The 16,421-nt window shown below is 67.2% G+C and carries 7 protein-coding genes; 6 read left to right on the forward strand and 1 reads right to left on the reverse strand.

Features of this window, described 5'->3' with window-relative positions; translation table 11 throughout:
* The first annotated feature begins 37 nt into the window (after window positions 1-37).
* The 6 genes from ACW7G6_RS05985 (at window position 38) to cfa (ending at window position 16,139) form a co-directional block, all read left to right on the forward strand.
* Window positions 38-7,897 (forward strand): ESPR-type extended signal peptide-containing protein, encoded by a 7,860-nt coding sequence (locus ACW7G6_RS05985; RefSeq protein WP_456997768.1) that lies wholly within the window; start codon window positions 38-40, stop codon window positions 7,895-7,897.
* Between the two features lie 135 nt (window positions 7,898-8,032).
* Window positions 8,033-9,910 (forward strand): S8 family peptidase, encoded by a 1,878-nt coding sequence (locus tag ACW7G6_RS05990; RefSeq protein ID WP_456997769.1) that lies wholly within the window; start codon window positions 8,033-8,035, stop codon window positions 9,908-9,910.
* A gap of 102 nt (window positions 9,911-10,012) precedes the next feature.
* Window positions 10,013-10,942 carry a 5'-nucleotidase, lipoprotein e(P4) family gene (locus tag ACW7G6_RS05995; protein WP_456997770.1) on the forward strand — a complete coding sequence of 310 codons (930 nt, stop codon included), beginning with the start codon at window positions 10,013-10,015 and terminating at the stop codon, window positions 10,940-10,942.
* 144 nt (window positions 10,943-11,086) lie between these two features.
* On the forward strand, window positions 11,087-12,049 hold the full coding sequence (locus tag ACW7G6_RS06000) for a hypothetical protein (RefSeq protein WP_456977799.1): 963 nt from the start codon (window positions 11,087-11,089) through the stop codon (window positions 12,047-12,049).
* A gap of 40 nt (window positions 12,050-12,089) precedes the next feature.
* The gene (gene plsB / locus ACW7G6_RS06005) at window positions 12,090-14,795 is read left to right on the forward strand and encodes a glycerol-3-phosphate 1-O-acyltransferase PlsB (RefSeq protein WP_456997771.1); all 2,706 of its coding nucleotides are present in this window, start codon (window positions 12,090-12,092) and stop codon (window positions 14,793-14,795) included.
* A gap of 129 nt (window positions 14,796-14,924) precedes the next feature.
* On the forward strand, window positions 14,925-16,139 hold the full coding sequence (gene cfa, locus ACW7G6_RS06010) for a cyclopropane fatty acyl phospholipid synthase (RefSeq protein WP_456977801.1): 1,215 nt from the start codon (window positions 14,925-14,927) through the stop codon (window positions 16,137-16,139).
* Window positions 16,140-16,180: 41 nt separating this feature from the next.
* Here cfa and ACW7G6_RS06015 read toward each other — a convergent pair whose 3' ends face one another.
* Window positions 16,181-16,396 carry a YdcH family protein gene (locus ACW7G6_RS06015; RefSeq protein ID WP_456997772.1) on the reverse strand — a complete coding sequence of 72 codons (216 nt, stop codon included), beginning with the start codon at window positions 16,394-16,396 and terminating at the stop codon, window positions 16,181-16,183.
* Between the last annotated feature and the right edge of the window lie 25 nt (window positions 16,397-16,421).

Consider the following 16,421-nt stretch of genomic DNA (forward strand, 5'->3'; position numbering starts at 1 on the left):
ACAGCGCTCCAAATGAAGCCGACCGGGGAAATCAGCCATGTCCGTCTTGCACACCATCCGTTCCACCCACAACGCCGTCCTGAACACCCCCCGCGGTCACGCCAAGCGCGCACCGCTGTATCTCGCGCTCGTCGCGGCGCTGACCTTGGCGACCGCGCCCACCATCGCCGCAGAAACTTGCGAAACCACTGGCAGCAACACGTCGGTGGCGATCGGCGACCAGGCGCTGGCTTGCGGGGAGGGCAGCATTGCGATCGGCCAGGCCGCCACCGCCATCGGTGCGGCCAGTATCGCTATTGGCCGCGACGCCACGGCCGCCGGCGCGGACAGCAGCGCCGTCGGCGAGGGCGCCAGCGCCACCGGTGCCGCCAGCAACGCAGCGGGGCTGAGAGCTACCGCGGTGGGCGCAGACAGTCTGGCCGTGGGCGATGGAACCACTGCCGTTGGCGCGAGGTCCATCGCCGTCAGCACCGGTACTGCCGTCGGCAACGGTGCGCTGTCGGTGGGCGAGAACAGCGTCGCCGTCGGTGCCGGCTCGATCGCGCTGCGAGACAACGCGCTTTCGGTCGGCAGCGCCGGCAACGAACGCCAGATCACCAACGTCGCCGCCGGTACCGAGGGCTCCGATGCGGTGAACGTGGACCAGTTGGACGCGGTCGCGGCAGCCGCCGAGAACACCGACCAGTACTTCAAGGCCAGCGGCGAGGGTGAGGCGCTGGTCGAAGGCGAGGACGCGGTTGCCGCCGGTTCCAACGCGCTGGCAGATGGTGATTACGCCACTGCAGTTGGCTCAAGCAGCTACGCGGGAGCGCAAGGCGCCTCGGCGTTCGGCAGCGGCGCGATGGCACTGGGCGAGTTCAGCTCGGCCAGCGGCTACAACGCGGTCGCCACCGGCGATGACAGCGTGGCCAATGGCAGCAACAGCGAAGCCACGGGCACCTCCAGTGTCGCCATGGGTGGCCGCCGCGCGGTCCTGGACGATGAAGGCAACCCGGTCCTGGATGCGGACGGCAACCCGACCTACGTCAACACCGTCGCCAGTGGCGATGACAGCACGGCGCTGGGCGCCGGCGCGGTCGCCGCCGAAGTCGGCGCCACCGCAACCGGCGCCGGGTCCAACGCCTCCGGGGCCTACAGCACCGCAACCGGCACCGAATCCACGGCAGCGGCGACCCAAGCCACCGCCAATGGTTTCCGCAGTGCGGCCACCGGCGACGGATCCACCGCTGTGGGCAGCTATACCGAAGCCGACGGTTTCCTGTCTTCGGCGATCGGTTACGGCTCGGTCGCCTCCAATGATTACGCCACGGCGCTGGGCGCATCCGCGACCGCAAGCGGTGCCAGCAGCACCGCACTGGGCGAGGCCGCACAGGCCAGCGGCGATGAGAGCACCGCAGTCGGCGGCAGCACCTTCTTCGGCTTGATCAGCACCCAGGCAAGCGGTACCGGCGGCACCGCCGTCGGCAACGGCGCATGGGCCACCGGCGAGTACGCCACCACCGTGGGACACAACAGCTGGGCGGATGGCGAGCAAAGCGTAGCGCTGGGGGCCAACGCGTTCGCCCTGGACGACAACGCCGTGGCGCTGGGGGCCAACTCGGCAACCAATCGCGCCAACAGCGTCTCCGTTGGCGATGTCGGCAGCGAGCGCCAGATCACCAACGTCGCCGCCGGCACCGAGGGCACCGATGCGGTGAACCTGGACCAGTTGGATGCGGTCGCGGCAGTCGCCGAGGCCACCGACCAGTACTTCAAGGCCAGCGGCGAGGGTGAGGCCCTCGTCGAAGGCGAGGACGCGGTTGCGGCCGGTTCCAACGCGATGGCCGATGGTGATTACACCACCGCGGTCGGCTCTTCGAGCTTCGCCGGGGCGCAAGGTGCCTCGGCGTTCGGCAGCGGTGCGATGGCGCTGGGCGAGTTCAGCTCGGCCAGCGGCTACAACGCGGTCGCCACCGGCGATGACAGCGTGGCCAATGGCAGCAACAGCGAAGCCACGGGCACCTCCAGTGTCGCCATGGGTGGCCGCCGCGCGGTCCTGGACGATGAAGGCAATCCGGTCCTGGATGCGGACGGCAACCCGACCTACGTCAACACCGTCGCCAGTGGCGATGACAGCACGGCGCTGGGCGCCGGCGCGGTCGCCGCCGAAGTCGGCGCCACCGCAACCGGCGCGGGCTCAAATGCCTCCGGCGCCTACAGCACCGCAACCGGCGCCGAAGCCACGGCAGCGGCTACCCAGGCCACCGCCAATGGTTTCCGCAGTGCGGCCAACGGTGACGGATCCACCGCTGTGGGCAGCTACACAGAAGCCGACGGTTTCCTGTCTTCGGCAATCGGTTACGGCTCGGTCGCCTCCAACGATTACGCCACGGCGCTGGGTGCATCCGCGACCGCGAGCGGCGCCAGCAGCACCGCACTGGGCGAGTCCGCACAGGCCAGCGGCGACGAGAGCACCGCAGTCGGCGGCACAACCCTCTATGGCTTGATCAATACCCGTGCGAGCGGAACCGCCAGCTCCGCTTTCGGCAACGGCGCTTGGGCAACCGGCGGCTATAGCACGGCGCTTGGCCACAACAGCTTTGCCGCCGGCGACGGCAGCGCCGCAGTCGGGTACAACAGCTACGCGTCCGGCGTAGACAGCGTGGCAGTAGGCGTCAGCGCCTATGCACCCGCCACCAACAGCGTGGCTCTCGGTGCCAACTCGATGAGCGACCGCGACAACAGCGTATCCGTCGGCAGTGCCGGCAGCGAGCGCCAGATCACCAATGTCGCCGCCGGTACCGAGGGCACCGATGCGGTGAACCTGGACCAGTTGGACGCGGTCGCGGCGGTCGCCGAGACCACCGACCAGTACTTCAAGGCCAGTGGTGAGGGTGAGGCGCTGGTCGAAGGCGAGGACGCGGTTGCGGCCGGTTCCAACGCGATGGCCGACGGCGATTACACCACTGCGGTCGGCTCTTCCAGCTTTGCAGGCGCGCAAGGCGCTTCGGCGTATGGCAGCGGCGCGATGGCGATGGGCGAATTCAGCTCGGCCAGCGGCTACAACGCGGTCGCCAGCGGCGACGACAGCGTAGCCAGCGGCAGCAACAGCGAAGCCACGGGCACCTCCAGTGTCGCCATGGGCGGCCGCCGCGCGGTCCTGGACGATGAAGGCAATCCGGTCCTGGATGCGGACGGCAACCCGACCTACGTCAACACCGTGGCCAGCGGCGATGACAGCACGGCTCTGGGCGCCGGCGCGGTCGCCGCCGAAGTCGGCGCCACCGCAACCGGCGCCGGCGCCAATGCAGCCGGTGCCTACAGCACCGCAACCGGCTCCGAAGCCACGGCAGCGGCTACCCAGGCCACCGCCAATGGTTTCCGCAGTGCGGCCACCGGGGACGGATCCACCGCTGTGGGCAGCTATACCGAGGCGGATGGCTTCCTGTCTTCGGCGATCGGTTACGGCTCGGTCGCCTCCAATGATTACGCCACGGCGCTGGGCGCATCCGCGACCGCAAGCGGTGCCAGCAGCACCGCACTGGGCGAGGCCGCACAGGCCAGCGGCGATGAGAGCACCGCGGTCGGCGGCAGCACCTTCTTCGGCTTGATCAGCACCCAGGCGAGCGGCACCGGCGGCACTGCCGTCGGTAATGGCGCATGGGCCACCGGCGAGTACGCCACCGCCGTGGGACATAACAGCTACGCCGACGGCGAGCAAAGCTTGGCGCTGGGTGCAAACGCGTTCGCCCTGGACGACAACGCCGTGGCGCTGGGTGCCAACTCGGCAACCAACCGCGCCAACAGCGTCTCCGTTGGCGATGTCGGCAGCGAGCGCCAGATCACCAACGTCGCCGCCGGCACCGAGGGCACCGATGCGGTGAACCTGGACCAGCTGGATGCGGTCGCGGCGGTTGCCGAGAACACCGACCAGTACTTCAAGGCCACCGGTGAGGGCGAGGCGCTGGTCGAAGGCGAGGACGCGGTAGCAGCCGGTTCCAACGCGATGGCCGACGGCGATTACACCACCGCGGTCGGCTCTTCCAGCTTCGCCGGCGCGCAAGGCGCTTCGGCGTTCGGTAGCGGTGCGATGGCGTTGGGCAAGTTCAGCTCGGCCAGCGGCTACAACGCGGTCGCCAGCGGCAGTGACAGCGTCGCCAGCGGCAGCAATAGCGAGGCGAGCGGCGATTCCAGTATCGCCATTGGTGGAAAGATCAACGCCTTTGATGCCGACGGCAACCCGATCGAGGTCAACACGGTGGCGTCCGGATTGGGCGCGACGGCGGTCGGCTCTGGCAGTCTGGCCACTGGCATCGGTAGCTCGTCTGTTGGCGTGCTCAGCGAGGCCAACGGTTACGCGGCATCGGCCTTTGGCTATGGCAGCATTGCCAACGGCGAATACGCCTCCAGCTTCGGCCATGCCGCCGGGGCCACCGGTGATTACAGCGTGGCGGTGGGCGGTCCGGCGGACCTGATCCCCGGTTGGGGCATCCTCGTCTACACCCAGGCCAGCGGGCTCAGCTCGGCCGCGTTCGGTGCCGGTGCGATCGCCGCTGGCGACTTCAGTACGGCCAATGGCAGCCTGTCGGAAGCCTCCGGCGAAATGAGCACCGCGCTGGGCTACTTCGCCTATGCGCCAGGCGCCAACTCGTCGGCGCTGGGCGCCAACTCCTGGGCCAGCGGCGCCAACAGCTCGGCAGTTGGTTACTACAGCACCAGCTACGGCGCCGACAGCACCGCAATCGGCTACTACAGCACCGCTGATGCGGACAACAGCGTCGCCTTGGGTGCGAACTCGATCGCCGACCGCGCCAACAGCGTCTCCGTTGGCGATGTCGGCAGCGAGCGCCAGATCACCAACGTCGCCGCCGGTACCGAGGGCACCGATGCGGTGAACCTGGACCAGTTGGACGCGGTCGCTGCGGTCGCCGAGACCACCGACCAGTACTTCAAGGCCAGCGGCGAGGGTGATGCCCTGGTCGTCGGCGCGGATGCGGTAGCGGCCGGTTCCAACGCGATGGCCGACGGCGATTACACCACCGCAGTCGGCTCCAGCAGTTACGCGGGAGCGCAAGGCGCCTCGGCGTTCGGTAGCGGTGCGATGGCGCTGGGTGAGTTCAGCTCGGCCAGCGGCTACAACGCGGTCGCCACCGGCGATGACAGCGTGGCCAATGGCAGCAACAGCGAAGCCACGGGCACCTCCAGTGTCGCCATGGGTGGCCGCCGCGCGGTCCTGGACGATGAAGGCAATCCGGTCCTGGATGCGGACGGCAACCCGACCTACGTCAACACCGTCGCCAGTGGCAATGACAGCACGGCGCTGGGCGCCGGCGCGGTCGCCGCCGAAGTCGGCGCCACCGCAACCGGCGCGGGCTCAAATGCCTCCGGCGCTTACAGCACCGCGACCGGCACCGAATCCACGGCAGCGGCTACCCAAGCCACCGCCAATGGCTTCCGCAGTGCGGCCACCGGCGACGGATCCACCGCCGTGGGCAGCTATACCGAAGCCGACGGTTTCCTGTCCTCGGCGATCGGTTATGGCTCGGTCGCCTCCAACGATTACGCCACGGCGGTGGGTGCAGCCGCGACTGCGAGCGGCGCCAGCAGCACCGCAATAGGTGAGTCCAGCTCGGCTTCGGGCCTGGAAAGCACGGCGGTCGGTGGAACCGCGTTCGGGGTCATCGCCACCGAAGCGTCCGGCGAGGGCGCCTCCGCATTCGGCAATGGCGCCTGGGCCGGAGGCGACTACAGCACTTCCGTCGGTTGGTTGAGCAGCGCCGATGGGATCGGTTCCACCACCGTGGGCGGCGCAGCATGGGCCGCAGCGGATGATTCGACCGCGCTGGGTTACGGGACATACGCCTCTGCGCCCAACAGCGTCGCCCTGGGGGCCGGATCGGTGGCTGACCGCGCCGACACCGTCTCCGTCGGCGAAGTTGGCGGCGAGCGCCAGATCAGCAATGTCGCCGCCGGTACCGAGGGCACCGACGCGGTGAACCTGGACCAGCTCAATTCCGTGGCGGAGACAGCCGGAGAGACCAGCCGACTGTTCCAGGCAACGGGCGACGGTGAGGCCATCGTTGCGGGCGAGGACTCCGTAGCCGCGGGCAGCAATGCTTACGCCGAAGGCGATTACGCCACCGCCATTGGTTCCAGCAGCAGCGCAATCGGTGAAGGTGCCAGCGCGTCCGGCTCCGGCGCAGTTGCAGTCGGTACCCAGGCGACCGCCAACGGCTTCAATGCCGTCGCATTGGCCGACAACGCCACCGCCAGCGGTGCCAACAGCAACGCGTCGGGTGAGTACGCCAGCGCCACCGGTGCCGAGAGCGAGGCTGGCGGGTTGTATGCCACCGCTACCGGTGCCGCCGCGATCGCCAGCGGTGATGGCAGCGTGGCGACCGGCTCGCTGAGTGAAGCCTCCGGAATCGAATCCACCGCAAGCGGGTTCTTCAGCCTGGCCAGTGGCGAAGCCGCCACGGCTTTGGGGGCGGAAAGCGTTGCCAGTGGCAATGTTTCGGTGGCTACCGGGTTCCTCGCCGAAGCCACCGGCGACTTCGCTACTTCACTGGGCGGGCTGTCCACCGCCGCTGGCTATAACAGCACCGCCGTCGGCAGCGCCGCCACGGCACTAGGCGATGACAGCACAGCGGTCGGTTCCGACAGCATTGCCACTGCCGACAACAGCGTGGCGTTGGGTGTCGGCTCGCAGGCCGATCGCGCCAACAGCGTCTCCATGGGTGGTGTCGGCAGCGAGCGACAGATCACCAATGTCGCGGCAGGAACATTCGACACCGACGCCGTCAATCTGTTCCAGCTGAGCTCCATGGCCACTGCCCTGGGCGGCGGCGCAGGCTTTAGTGGAGGCATTTTCAGCGGGCCCAGCTACATGATCCAGGGCAGCAACTACACCAACGTCGGTGCCGCTTTCACCGCGATTGATGTCGAGCTTGGGATCATCAACGCGGTGATCGACAACCTGCCCCCAGGCCTGACCAGACCGCGTCAGCTGTCGGCAACGACGCTGGTAGCACAGACCGCCGCCGCGACGACGCCCACCCCCGCAGTCGCAACCGTAGCGCCGCAAAGTACGGCTCCTGCTGCCACCGCAGGCTCCGCCGGAGGGATTGCGATGGGTAATGGCAGCCACGCTGCGGACGGCAACGACATCGCGATTGGCAACAATAGCGTCGTCAATGCGGCCAACAGCACCGCCGTGGGCACCAACAGCAGCGTGGATGCGGCGGCAAGCAACGCGGTCGCGATCGGTGCCGATACCAACGTGACCGCCTCCGGCGGTGCCGCGTTGGGTCAAGGCGCCACGGTCACGGCCGAGGGTGCAGTCGCACTCGGCCAGGGTTCGGTGGCCGATGAGGCCAACACCGTCTCCGTGGGTTCGGCCAGCAACCAGCGCCGGGTAACCAACGTCGCCGCTGGCTCCGCTGACACCGATGCCACCAACGTGGCGCAGGTGCAAGCCGGCAACGCCGCCACCCTGGCCAGCGCGCAGGGCTACACCGACACCACTGCGACCCAGACGCTGACTTCGGCCTACAACTACACCGACACCAGCACCACCAACGCGTTGAATTCGGCCAAGGCCTACACCGACCAGAGCATTGGCCTGCTCAACGACGACTTCAATGCGTTGCGCGGCGAGGTCAATGAGCGCTTCTACGAAGTCGACCACCGGTTCGACCAGATGGGCGCGATGAGCGCGGCGATGCTGAACATGGCCACCAGTGCAGCAGGCGTCCGCACCCCGAACCGGGTCGGTGTCGGCGTCGGCTTCCAGAACGGCGCATCGGCGCTGTCGGTCGGCTACCAACGCGCATTGTCCGACCGCGCCACGGTGACCTTCGGCGGCGCGTTCAGCGGCGACGACTCCTCTGTCGGCGCTGGTGTCGGCTTTGGCTGGTAGTTCCCCCGGCGGGGTCGGGATCAGAACGTCCTGGCCCCGCCACCGCAATGCTGCATCAAGCCTGTTCCAGATCAAGCCTGTTCCAGATCGACGCTTTTCACAACCTGCATGTCAATCACCACGAGGAAGTGCCAGATGAATTGCAAGAACCCATCGTTCCGCATCAGCCTGCTCGCCGCCGCAGTGGCAGTCACCATCGCCGCCCCCGCGGCAATGGCCACCGGCGTTGCACCGCTGCCGACCCGTGGTGCCCCCCAAGCTGCCCCCGCAGCCCAGGACGGCGCCCGCCTGATCATCCGCTACCAGGACAGCAACCTGTCCCACGCAGCCAAGCTGCAGACCGTCGATACCGCCGCTTCGCGCAGCCGTGCAATGTTGTCGGCCAGCTCTCGGAGCGGCGCCAAGGCACCCGCCTCCCGTTATATGCGCAAGCTTGCGGTGGGCGCGGACCTGGTCCGGCTGGACCGGGATCTCGACCCGGCTGCGCTGAAGGCACTGGTACGGGAGCTGTCTGCCGACCCGGCGGTGAAGTCGGTCCAGATCGACCAGATGATGCATGCGATCGACAAGACCAGTGGGCAGGTCGCCAGCCGCGACCTGGTACAGCCGCAACTGGTAGTCGACGACCCGTACTTCGCCCAGTACCAGTGGCACCTTCAAGACACGGCTGGCGGCATCAACGCGCCGGAAGCCTGGGACACCTCCACCGGTGAAGGCGTGGTCGTGGCGGTGCTGGACACCGGCATCATCGACCATCCGGACATGGATGCGAACATGCTGGCCGGCTACGATTTCATCACCGACGCCGAGGTATCGCGTCGTCCGACCGATGAGCGCGTACCTGGCGCGCACGACTACGGCGACTGGTACGCCGCCGGCGAATGCCAGGAGGTGGAAGCCTCGGGCAGTTCGTTCCACGGCACCCACGTCGCCGGGACGATTGCCGAACTGAGCAACAACGGCCTCGGCATGGCAGGCGTTGCCCACAATGCCAAGGTCCTGCCGGTGCGCGTGCTCGGCAAATGCGGCGGCTACACCTCCGACATCGCCGACGCGATCGTCTGGGCCGCGGGCGGCGACGTTCCCGGCGTGCCCACCAATACCAACCCCGCCGAGATCATCAACATGAGCCTGGGCGGTACTGGCAGCTGCAACCCGATCAGCCAGGCGGCGATCAACCAGGCGGTCGGGTTGGGTACCACGGTGGTGGTCGCGGCGGGCAACAGCAATAGCGATGTTGCCAACCACTCCCCTGCCAGCTGCGAGAACGTCATCTCGGTTGGCGCCGTCGGCATCACCGGTACCCGCGCCTACTACTCCAACTACGGCGACAAGGTCGACCTGTCGGGTCCCGGCGGTGGGGTTACCGATGGCAATCCGGACGGGTACGTCTGGCAGGCTGGCAACGACTCGGCCACGTCGCCGGAACTGGGTGAGGTCACCTACATGGGCATGGCCGGCACGTCGATGGCCGCCCCCCACGTTGCAGCAGTCGGCGCGCTGGTCCAGAGCACCGTGGTTGCTGCAGGCCAGGCACCCAGGACGCCGGCCGAACTGGAAGCCATCCTGGTCGACAGTGCTCGGCCGTTCCCGTCTACCCCCGACCGGGACATCGGCAGTGGCCTGCTTGACGCGCCCGATGCACTGGCCAAGGCGATGGAGGTGCCGTGCGATCCTGCCGTGGAGGACTGCGCTCCGGATGCGATCGAGCTGACCAGCAGGGAGGCCGTACGCAACCTGTCCGGCGCGTCGGGCAGCGAAACGCTGTACAGCATCGAAGTCCCGGCCGGCTCGCGGCTGCTGAACGTGATGACCTACGGCGGCAGCGGCAACGTCAGCGTGTATGTCAGCGCCGGCGAAGCGCCAACCACCGCGGCGTATGACCACGAGTCCTCACGTCCGGGCAACAACGAGACCGTCCGCGTGCGCAACCCGGAAGCCACCACTTACTTCATCCTGGTGGTCGGTGAAAGTGCCTACAGCCGCGCGAGTATCCAGGCCCGCGTCGACTGACCCAACCACGGCAAGGACGCACCACCAGAACCCCGGCTTCGGCCGGGGTTTTGGTTGCAGGCCCTCCGCTACACTCGCAGACCTGATCCTCCGGAGCCCGTCATGCATCGTCGCCTGCTTGTTCCCGCACTGTTATCCAGCGTTGTTGCGCTATCGGGTTGCCAGCACGGCCTCACTCATCCAGGTGCGGGCGCCGCCAAGACCGAGGTCCAGCCGTCTGCCTCGGTTGCCGCAGCGGACGACAACCTCAACGCGGTTTTGTGGATGCAGTCATCGGTTGAGTTTCGTGCCACCGCGGCCCAGACCTATCGCGCCGCAGCGGACCAGCTCGACGCCGCCCTGGCCGACCCGCAATGGGATGCCCTGGTCCCCGATGAGCGCGCCAACCCCCCAACAGGGCTGAAGCCGGCGGTCATCGTCGACATCGACGAGACGGTGCTGGACAACTCGCCCTACCAGGCGCGATTGATCCAGACCGGGCTGCAATACGACCCCGCCACCTGGGCGGCGTGGGTCGCCGAGGCAAGCGCCCGCCCGGTCCCCGGCGTGGTCGAGTTCGCACAGGCGGCCAGTGCCCGCGGCATCACCATGATCTACATCTCCAATCGCAACCATGATCAGCAGGCCGCCACCCTGGCCAACCTGCGCGCAGTGGGCCTGCCGGTCGCCGACAACTCGGTGTACCTGGGCAAGGGCCTGCAGGTCGAGCACTGCGCGCAACCCTCCAGCAGCGACAAGCAATGCCGTCGCCAGCTGGTTGGCCGCAGCTATCGGGTGCTGATGCAGTTCGGCGACCAGTTGGGCGACTTTGTCCAGGTCGAACCCAACACCACCGCCCATCGGCAGGCGCTGTTGGAGCAATACGGCGACCGTTTCGGCGAGCGTTGGTGGATGTTGTCCAACCCGACTTATGGCGACTGGTTGCCGGCCTTGTTCGGTAACGACTGGAGCCTGCCACCGGCAGCGCAACGCGAGGCAAAGCGCGCCGCGCTGGACACTGCGGGCGCTGTCGTGGACCCGGGTCGCGATTGATCGTGTGCGCTCGCGCGTCCTTCTGCCTGCAAGTCCGTGGACGCTGATCGCGGTGGGCGGCCATTGTTGTCCAGATCATCGACCCGGCTTGTAACGAGGACCGGTGGCGGCGAAGATGCCGGACTGCGACTGGGGAGCCGCTGCATGTTATTGATCCGACGCATCACTTTCAGGCTGCTATCGACAAGACTGTTATCGGCCCTCGCGCTGCTGGCGATCATCACCACCGTGGGCGTGGCGTGCGACCGCACCCCGACCGAGGCCCCGGCCAGCACCGGCCCGACCGGACCGGTCGCGGCGGTCAACCGGCTGGTCGAGGACCTTCGAGCCAACGACGTGGCCGCCTACTCGCGCCACGCCTTGCCACCGTCGTTGCACCGACAGATGAGCGTGGCATGGAGCGAGGGACACACCATCTGGCCACTGACCGAACTGCCGCTGGACGACCGTCTACCGGGATTTATCACCCTGTTGGCGGAGCCGGAGGCAGAGAAGTCCCTGCTGGCTGCCTACAACCACCAATTTGCCGGCGCAGACCGGGAATTGCGCACCGCGGCGGCGACCTTGGGCTTGTTCGCCACCCAGTATGTGCAAGGCAGCGCTGACTACAGCACCGCGGAGCGCGAGCATTATGTGCAGCTGATCACGGCGTTGAGCGAATGGGCCCAACAGGCTCCATTGGGTGACGTGGCCCAGGCCAGGATAGCCATACCCCAGCTGGTGGCTGCTGCGCGCCTGACTGGTCTGGCCGCTCCCGATGCGTTTCCCACGACCGGGATGGATCGCAGCCTGGATCGCCTCGCCCCGTTCTTCGCACGTTTCAAACAGGTATTGACCGGCTATGGCCTGGATCTCGACCAGGCGCTGGATAGCACCAAGGTCCGGCTTCTCGAACAAACCGGCGACCAGGCCCGGGTTTCGGTGGCTTACACTCTTGCCGGCATCGCCATCGAAGCCGAGATTCGGGTCGAGCGGCACGATGGACACTGGTACCTGACCGACCTGTTGCGTCACGCCCGATCCCAGGTTCCGGCTGCAAGCACCGGCGCTGAATCGGGCCCACCACCGGCCACCCTCGAAACGCCGACCGATCTCACCGTTCGCTGAGCCGTCTATCCACCGCGAGCGAACCGGCATAATGGCGCCGATGCCAAAACAGACACCCCTGCAGTTTCCTGGCGACGATGCCAGTACGCCGGCCGCGGAACCGGTGCGCGACCAGTCGCTGTCCAGCTTCGAGCCGGGCTCCACCCTGGGCGATGAAGCCGAGCCGGTCACGGACAAGACAACGGCCGCAGGTGTCGCCTCGGAGCGCTCACAAGACTCGTGGCGACCCTGGTGGGCGCGCCTGCTGGGCCGCCTGTTGGCGCCATGGATCGCGCTGACGATTGAACCGCGCGAGCCGGCGGTCCACGCGGCCGGGCTGGTTGAGCATCCCATCTGCTATGTGATCGAGCATTACGGCCTGTCCAATGCCCTGATCCTGGAGCGGGCGTGTCAAGACAGCGGCCTGCCTTCACCGCTGCAACCGTTGCCCGGTGACCCGCTGGGACGCAAGCGCGCGTATGTCGCGCTGTCGCGGCGCAACGCCAGCACGCTGGCACCCCTGCAGCAGTCGCTGGGTAGCGCACCGCCATCATCCAAAAGCCACTCCGAATCGCTGGCACGGCTGCTGAAAGCCCACCGCGATGACCCCACGCTCGACGTCCTGCTGGTGCCGGTATCGATCTTCGTCGGCCGCGCACCGGACAAGACCAGCGGCTGGTTTTCGGTGCTGTTCTCGGAGAACTGGGCATTGGTCGGCCGTTTCCGCCGCCTGCTGGCGATCCTGCTCAATGGCCGCGCCACCACGGTGCGGTTCGCGCCGCCAATCAGCCTGCGCGGAATCATTGCCGAGAACCTGCCGCCGGAACGCACGGTGCGCAAGCTCTCACGCGTGCTACGCACCCATTTCCGCCGCATCCGGGCCGCGGTCATTGGCCCGGATCTGTCGACCCGGCGTTTGCTGGTCGACAAGGTGCTGGCCACCGACTCGGTCAAGGACGCCATCGCCGACCAGGCGCGGCGCGACAATTCCAGCGCTGCAGACGCGTGGAAGAAAGCCCACGGCTACGCTTACGAGATCGCCGCCGACTATTCCCACCCGGTGGTGCGCTCAGCCAGCTTCCTGCTGACCCTGGTCTGGAACCGGATCTACCGCGGCGTGCTGGTCCATCACCTGGACAAGCTCAAACAGGCCGCGCCGGGGCACGAGGTCATCTACGTGCCCTGCCATCGCAGCCACATGGATTACCTGCTGCTGAGCTACCTGCTGTACACCCGTGGCATCGTGCCGCCGCACATCGTCGCCGGCATCAACCTCAACCTGCCGGTCATCGGCACGTTGCTGCGCAAGGGTGGCGCGTTCTTCATCCGTCGCAGCATCCGCGGCAGCATGCTGTATTCGACCGTGCTCAGCGAGTACGTCGCCAAGCTGGTCTCCGGTGGCTACTCGATCGAGTATTTCGTCGAAGGCGGCCGTTCGCGGACCGGCCGGCTGCTGCCACCCAAGGGCGGCATGGTGTCGATGACCGTGCGCGCTTTCCTGCGCCAGCCGACCCGGCCGGTATTGTTCCAGCCGGTCTACATCGGCTACGAGAAGCTGATGGAGGGCAACAGCTACCTGGACGAGTTGTCGGGCAAGCAGAAGAAGGGCGAGTCGATCTGGCAGCTGCTGGCCGGCATCCCGAAGGTACTGCGCTCCAACTATGGCCAGGTAGTGGTCAACTTCGGCGAGCCGATCAAGCTCGACGACGTGCTGGCCGAGCACGCGCCCGATTGGGAAGGCAAGGCGCTGGGCGATGACGAGAAGCCGGCCTGGCTGTCGGGGACGGTCGAGTCGCTGGCCCGGCGCATCCAGGTCAACGTCAACCGCGCGGCCGACGTCAACCCGATCAACCTGCTCGCACTGGCGCTGCTGTCCACGCCCAAGCACGCCATGGGCGAGGCCGACCTGCTGGCCCAGATTGCGCTGTCGACCACGCTGCTGGCCGAGTTGCCGTACTCGGACCGGGTCACCGTGACCCCGCACAGCCCGGCGCAGATCATTGCCCACGCCGAAGACATCGGCGTACTGACCCGCACCGCCCACCCGCTGGGCGACGTGTTGCAGGTCGGGGGCGACCAGTCGGTGTTGCTGAGCTATTTCCGCAACAACGTGCTGCACCTGTTTACCGCGGCCTCGTGGATTGCCTGCTGCTTCCAGAACAACCGCCGCATGGCCCAGGACAGCGTGTTGCGGCTGGGCCGCAGCGTTTATCCGTTCCTGCAGACCGAACTGTTCCTGCCATGGAGCGAGGACGAGTTCGTGGAGCGCCTCACCGGCACCATCGACATCTTCGTGCGCGAAGGGCTGCTGGAGCGCGTCAATGACGAGGACGGCGGCATCCTGGCCCGCAATGCCGGCCAGAGCGACGAGGTGTTCCGGCTGCGCGCAATCGGCCATTCCCTGCAGCAGGCGTTCGAGCGTTATTACATCACCATCTCGGTGCTGGTGAAGAACGGCAGTGGCACCCTGTCCACCGGGCAGCTGGAAAGCCTGTGCCAGCTTGCCGCGCAACGTCTCAGCCTGCTCTACGCCCCGGCCGCGCCGGAGTTCTTCGACAAGACCCTGTTCCGCGGCTTCATCCAGAAGCTGCGCGAGATCAAGCTGGTCCGGCTCGACGAGAACGCCAAGCTGGTGTTCGACCAACTGCTGGAAACCTGGGCGCGCGATGCCAAGTTCATCCTCGGCCGGGAGTTGCGCCACAGTATCGAAAAGGTCAGTCCCGAGGCCGCCAAACCCGATCCGGATGCACTTCCCGGCAACCCCTGAGAAGGGTGCTGCGACCGGTTCATGGTAAGGGTAGGATGAATGGCGCCGCCGGAACCGTCGCGGACCGGCCGTGATCGATGTACACCGGCTCCGTGCCGGTCGCCGCGACCACCGCCGGAGGATTGCGTCATGACTCAACCGACACCCGCCACCGCGGCTCGCGACACTCCCGAAGCGCAAACGCCCCACCCTGCGCCCGACCCGTCACCGCCACTTGCCAACGCTCCGCAACAACTGGTGGCCGGCCTGCTCGGCAAGGCCGACATCCGCATCAACGGCGATCGTCCCTGGGACATGCAACTGCACGACCCGGCCGCGCTGGAGCGCGCCCTGGCAGAGGGCAACCTCGGCCTCGGCGAGGCCTACATGGCCGGCGCCTGGGACTGTGAGCAGCTGGACGGCTTCTTCGACCGTCTGTTGCGGGCCCATCTCGAACGCGAGGTAGCACCGGCACGTATTGCCTGGCACGCATTGCAGGTGCGGATGTTCAACCGCCAGAACCGCACCCGCGCATGGCAGGTCGGCAAGACCCATTACGATCTGGGCAACCGTTTCTATGAAGCGATGCTCGACCCGCTCATGGTCTACTCCTGCGGCTACTGGCGTGACGCCGACACCCTTGCCCAGGCCCAGGTCGCCAAGCTGGACCTGATCTGTCGCAAGCTGGACCTGAAGCCAGGCATGCGCGTGCTCGACATCGGTTGCGGCTGGGGCAGCTTCATGGGATACGCCGCCGAACATTACGGCGTCCACTGCATCGGGGTGACGGTGTCGAAGGAACAAGCCCGGTACAGCCAGCAGCGTTACGCAGGGTTGCCGCTGGAGTTCGTCCTGCAGGATTATCGCGAGCTTGACCAGGACACCCTCGGCGGGCCGGTCGACCGCATCGTCAGTGTCGGCATGTTCGAGCACGTCGGCCACAAGAACCACCGCGAGTACATGGAAGTCGCCGAGCGTTGCCTGGCCGACGATGGCCTGTTCCTGCTGCACACCATCGGCAAGAACCAGCGCGACGCGGTGCCCGACCGGTGGATTGACAAGCACATCTTCCCCAACGGCGAGACGCCATCGACAGGCCAGATCGGCGATGCCATCGACGGGCTGTTCGTTGCCGAGGACGTGCACAACTTCGGTGCCTACTACGACCCCACCCTGATGGCCTGGCATGCCAACTTCGAGGCGGCGTGGCCGCAGTTTGCCGACGAGCTGGGCGAGACGTTCCGCCGCAAGTGGCGTTATTACCTGCTCTCGTGCGCCGGTGCATTCCGCGCCCGCGAGTTGCAGCTGTGGCAGTGGGTACTGTCAAAGAATGGCGTTGCCGGGGGTTACCAGCGACCTGGCTGATCCAGCGCCGGGCGGCTTTCACGCAGCGCCGGATTCCAGGCTCACGCAGGCCAGTCGGGGATCAAAGCGCTTTGCAGGCGCGCGATGCAATCCTTCAGCAACAACTTGTGCTTCTTCAGCCGTTTCAAGGCCAGCTCGTCGGCTGCGTCCGGCCCGGACGCGACCAGCCGGGCGATCTCGGCATCGAGCTCACGGTGTTCCTGGCGCAGCTGCACCAGGCGTCGTTCGATGTCAGCTGGATCGTCGCTGTCGTTCATCCCTGCACAATAGCGCGGCCGCGCA

The organism is Lysobacter sp. A421 (assembly GCF_054052145.1).